Genomic DNA, 773 nt, shown 5'->3' with positions numbered 1-773 from the left:
GCGAGCAAGCTCGCTCCCACAGGGTTTTTTTATGGGCGAGATATTCAGGCTGCCTGGGAGTAGAACTCCAGCACGCTGATCCCGGTCAGCAGGTCTGTCTCCGGAAGATCAGCATGTGGATGGCCGCCGAGGGCGCAGTACACCAGCCAGTGTCGGTCTTGCACATTGAAGGACAGGCTGTCGACGAGGTTCTGTTGTTCGTCGCTCGGGCTGATGAGGTACAGGCGATCCTGGTTTTCGGCGTGCAGCATGACGGGTTCCGTGCAGGTTTGGAGGGCGACAGGGTGGCCTATCCTTATGACGAAACCGTGACGGATGAAATTAATCCGCCACAAACGCATTCAGTATTGAGCGACATCGTTACCGGTCGGAAAAAGCCGCCCAGTGTGACGGGCTTTCGGTAGAATCCGCGCCCTGATTTGTAGGTCTTGGGCGCAAGGCGTCCGTTTTTCGCTTGAGGTTCGTGATGTCGTTGCAACTGTTTTCGTTGTTCGCTGCCCACCCCGCCAAACTCATCAACCTGCTCGCGCTGCTGTTTGCCTGTCCGGGTGGCTGGGTATTGCACGCGACGCGCCGCCGCGAACAGCGGGCGCGGGCGTGTCTCGAAACGCGTAGCGGCGAAAGCAACGAACGATTCGAAGCGCTGCTGGACCTGGCGACGCAACGCATGAACCGGTTTTTCTACCGCTTCGGTTTTGCTTGCCTGGGCGTGGCGCTGTTGATGTCGTGGTTCAGCACGAAACTCTGATCACAAAGGCTTTTGTGGCGAGGGA

The 773-nt window shown here is 58.2% G+C and carries 2 protein-coding genes; one reads left to right on the top strand and one right to left on the bottom strand.

Annotation, left to right across the window (positions count from 1 at the left end; all coding sequences use genetic code 11):
• Window positions 1-44 precede the first annotated feature (44 nt).
• Window positions 45-251 (bottom strand): hypothetical protein, encoded by a 207-nt coding sequence (locus OC610_RS28320; protein ID WP_058544127.1) that lies wholly within the window; start codon window positions 249-251, stop codon window positions 45-47.
• 215 nt (window positions 252-466) lie between these two features.
• On the opposite strand from OC610_RS28320, the gene OC610_RS28315 reads away from it, so the two are divergent.
• Window positions 467-748 carry a hypothetical protein gene (locus tag OC610_RS28315; RefSeq protein ID WP_264433009.1) on the top strand — a complete coding sequence of 94 codons (282 nt, stop codon included), beginning with the start codon at window positions 467-469 and terminating at the stop codon, window positions 746-748.
• Window positions 749-773 lie beyond the last annotated feature (25 nt).

This window comes from Pseudomonas agronomica (genome assembly GCF_025917275.1).
Classification (GTDB): domain Bacteria; phylum Pseudomonadota; class Gammaproteobacteria; order Pseudomonadales; family Pseudomonadaceae; genus Aquipseudomonas; species Aquipseudomonas agronomica.
The sequence above is the reverse complement of the archived record's forward strand: the minus strand, read 5'-3'. Positions and strand labels throughout refer to the sequence as shown.